This window comes from Aquipuribacter hungaricus (assembly GCF_037860755.1).
GTDB lineage: Bacteria > Actinomycetota > Actinomycetes > Actinomycetales > JBBAYJ01 > Aquipuribacter > Aquipuribacter hungaricus.
The window spans coordinates 1-3,754 of record NZ_JBBEOI010000300.1; the positions used below are offsets into that span (position 1 = coordinate 1).

5 protein-coding genes are annotated in these 3,754 nt (G+C 74.3%); all 5 read left to right on the plus strand.

Annotation, left to right across the window (positions count from 1 at the left end):
• On the plus strand, positions 1-190 hold a 190-nt coding region (locus WCS02_RS18540), incomplete at its 5' end, for a hypothetical protein (protein WP_340295768.1).
• A 118-nt stretch (positions 191-308) separates the two neighbouring features.
• On the plus strand, positions 309-1,202 hold the full coding sequence (locus tag WCS02_RS18545; RefSeq protein ID WP_340295769.1) for a hypothetical protein: 894 nt from the start codon (positions 309-311) through the stop codon (positions 1,200-1,202).
• Between the two features lie 148 nt (positions 1,203-1,350).
• Positions 1,351-2,259, plus strand: a complete 909-nt coding sequence (locus WCS02_RS18550) for a hypothetical protein (protein WP_340295770.1) — start codon at positions 1,351-1,353, stop codon at positions 2,257-2,259.
• A 47-nt stretch (positions 2,260-2,306) separates the two neighbouring features.
• The gene (gene def, locus WCS02_RS18555) at positions 2,307-2,852 is read left to right on the plus strand and encodes a peptide deformylase (RefSeq protein WP_340295771.1); all 546 of its coding nucleotides are present in this window, start codon (positions 2,307-2,309) and stop codon (positions 2,850-2,852) included.
• Positions 2,853-3,754: methionyl-tRNA formyltransferase (gene fmt, locus WCS02_RS18560; RefSeq protein WP_340295772.1), on the plus strand; the 902-nt coding region annotated here is incomplete at its 3' end.

A 3,754-nucleotide genomic window follows, 5' to 3' on the forward strand; every position in this document is an offset into this window, starting at 1 on the left:
CCCGACCGCGCCCGAGCGGGTCGCCGTGCTGGGTCCGGCGCCCGCCGAGGACGGCGAGGGCTGGCAGCTGCTGCTGTCGGGAGGGGCGGCCGACGTCCGCCGCGCCACCCGCGACCTGCTGGCCTCGCGGTCGGCCGCCAAGGCCCCCGGCCGGGTCGTCGCCCGCGTGGACCCCCACGACCTCGACTAGGCCGTCCGGGGGAGTCCGATCGGGCAGGTGCGGGCAGTCCCGCGGACGCGGAGCGCAGCCGTCCGGACACTCGTCGTGGCGTGACACGCACGCCCCCGTACCTGAGAGCGCAGGACTGATGACGACGACCCGCACCCGTACCGCCCGCCTCTTCGCAGGGCTCACCACCGGCGCCCTGCTCGCCGTGGGTGTCGCCGTGTCCGGCGCCGCCCCCGCCAGCGCGCTGCCCGTGACCTGCGCCCCCGGCACCGACCTGCGGACCGCCTCGGACCTGCTCCCCAAGCCCGGTGTGGTGATCCCGGACACGACCTTCAGCCCTACCGAGTACTTCACCGTGAGCGTCGACGACAACCAGGACGCCTACGACATCGTGGTCGACGACCTTCCCTTCACGACCAAGGTCGTGGCGGTCTGGGAGAACAGCGCGCCGTGCAACGGCGACGAGTACGAGCGCAACGCGTGGGCCGTCACCCCGGCCGGCGCGGTGTTCGCCGACGGCGGCATCTCGAGCGGTGCGCCGGCGAGGTACTTCGGCGGGGCTAACACGCTCCGGCTGACCAGCCCCATCGTCGGCATGAGCGCCACCGGGACCGGGGACGGCTACTGGCTCGTGGCCGGCGACGGCGGCATCTTCACCTACGGCGACGCCCGGTTCTTCGGCTCGACCGGCAACATCCGCCTCAACCGTCCCGTCGTGGGCATGAGCACCACGCCCAGCGGCAACGGCTATTGGATGGTCGCCTCCGACGGTGGCATCTTCAACTACGGCGACGCGGTGTTCCGCGGCTCCACCGGCGCCATCCGCCTCAACCAGCCGATCATCGGCATGGTCGCCACCCCGAGCGGCGGCGGGTACTGGCTCGTGGCGGCCGACGGCGGCGTCTTCACCTTCGGCGACGCGACGTTCCGCGGCTCCCTGGGCGGTACGAAGCTCAGCAGCCCCGTCCGCGGCCTGGTCCCCACCGGCGACGGCTACGCGGTGTTCACGGACGCCGAGTACTACGTCTTCTGAGCCCCGCAGGGCCAGCCCGGGGTGCGTGCGCGCACCCCGGGCGGCGCCCGGGCCGGTACCGGGTGCCTCGCACAGACCGAGATAGCAGTCCGTGCAGCAGGGACCGGGTGAGGGCTCCCCGACGGACCGTCCCGAGGAGGACCTAGCCATGCATCCCACCGTCTGGCGCGCGTGCCTCCGCCTCGTCGCGGCCTGCGCTCTGGCCCTACCCGTCGTCGTGGCCCTGCCCGGCACGGCCACGGTGCCGCCTGCGTCGGCCGCCCCCCTCACCTGTCCGGACCTCGACCTCCGGACCGCCGCAGACCTCCGCCCCCGGCAGGGAGTCATCACCCAGTACCTCTTCGAGTCCACGCCGCCCGTCGTCGACTTCACCGCGTACCGGCCGCAGACGGTTACCAATGACGGACGGGTGATCCCCTTCGGCCCCCCCGGGCCTTACGGGCAGCCGATCGTGGGCGCCTGGCAGAACAGCGCCGCGTGCGACGGCAGCGAGTACCCGCGCAACTCTCGGACCGCCCTGGCCGACGGGCGCGTGTTCGCCAGCGGCGACATCTACGAGGGGGCGCCCGCCGAGTACCTGGGTGACGTCCTCGACATCCGGATGCCGTACCCGCTGGTCGGGATGAACGTCACCTCGACGGGGGACGGTTACCACCTGCTGGCCGCTGACGGCGGGGTGTTCACCTTCGGCGACGCACCGTTCCACGGCTCGACGGGCTCGCTGCGCCTCAACCGTCCCGTGGTGGGCATGAGCGCCACGACCGACCTGGGCTACTGGCTCGTGGCTGCCGACGGCGGCGTCTTCACGTTCGGCGACGCCCGGTTCCACGGCTCGACGGGCGCGCTCCGACTGCAGGCGCCCATCATCGGAATGGCGCCCACCCCCACGGGCGGGGGGTACTGGTTGGTGGCTTCGGACGGCGGTGTGTTCACCTTCGGCGACGCGCGGTTCCGTGGATCTCTGGGCGGGACCGTCCTTGGGTCCCCGGTCCGGGGCCTCGTCCCGAGCGGAGACGGGTACGTCCTCTTCACCGACACCGGTCACCACGTCTTCTAGGCCCCGACCCCGCGGGGGCAGCCCCTGGTCGCTCCTACACTGGGGACATGGCGCTGAAGGACATCCGGCTGTTCGGCGACCCGGTGCTGCGGACCCCCGCCGCCGAGGTCACCACGTTCGACAAGGAGCTCCGCCAGCTGGTCAAGGACCTCGAGGACACCATGCTCGAGGCCCCCGGCGCGGGCCTGGCGGCCCCCCAGATCGGCGTCGGCCTGCGGGTGTTCACCTGGTACGTCGACGACCAGCTCGGCCACCTGGTCAACCCCACCCTCGACCTGTCCGACGAGCTGCAGGAGGGCGAGGAGGGCTGCCTCTCCTTCCCCGGCATCTACGCCGACACCCCCCGCGCCATGCGCGTCGTGGCCAAGGGGCAGGACATGCACGGCGAGCCGCTCGTCGTCGAGGGCTCGGCGCTGCTGGCCCGTGCCGTCCAGCACGAGACCGACCACCTCGACGGCATCCTCTTCATCGACCGGCTCGACCGGGAGCAGAAGAAGCAGGCCATGCGCATGATCCGCGAGGCCGAGTGGGCCGGCGACCGTGCCCCCGTGGTCAAGGTCAGCCCGCACTCCACCTTCGGCGCGGCGCGCTGAGTGAGGCTCGTCCTCGCCGGCACCCCCGAGGTCGCCGTCCCCAGCCTGCGCGCGCTGCTCGCCTCCCGGCACGACGTCGTCGGCGTCGTCACCCGGCCTGACGCCGGCGCCGGACGGGGGAGGCGCTCGCGCCCGAGCCCGGTGCGGGTCGTCGCCGAGGAGCACGGCCTGCCCGTCCTCGCCCCGGACCACCCGCGCGAGCCCGCCTTCGTCGAGGCCCTCGCGGCCCTGGCGCCCGACTGCGTCCCCGTCGTCGCCTACGGCGCGCTCGTCCCGCGGGCCGCGCGCGAGGTCCCGCGGCACGGCTGGGTCAACCTGCACTTCTCGCTGCTGCCCGCCTGGCGCGGTGCCGCCCCCGTGCAGCGCGCCGTCATGGCCGGGGACGACGTCACCGGGGCCACGGTGTTCCGGCTCGAGGCCGGCATGGACACCGGCCCGGTGCTCGGGACGATGACCGAACGGGTCCGCCCCCGCGACACCGCCGGCGACCTGCTCGACCGCCTCGCCGTCGCCGGCGCGGGCCTGCTCGTGCAGGTGCTCGACGCCCTGGAGGACGGCACCGTCCACGCCGTGCCGCAGCCGGACGACGGCGTGAGCCTGGCGCCCAAGCTGCTGCCCGCCGACGCCCGCGTCGACTTCGCCCGGCCCGCCCTGGCGGTCGACCGGCAGGTGCGCGGCTGCACCCCGGCGCCCGGGGCCTGGACCACGCTCACCGGGCGCCGGCTCAAGCTCGGCCCCGTCGAGCCCGTGGCCGCTGTCCCCGACGGTGCCGCGCCGCTGGCCCCCGGTCAGGTGCTGCTCGTCGACGGCGCCGTCCTCGTCGGCACGGGCACCACCCCGGTCCGCCTGGGCACGGTGCAGCCCGAGGGCCGCGCCGCGATGCCGGCGGCCAAGTCGGAGGC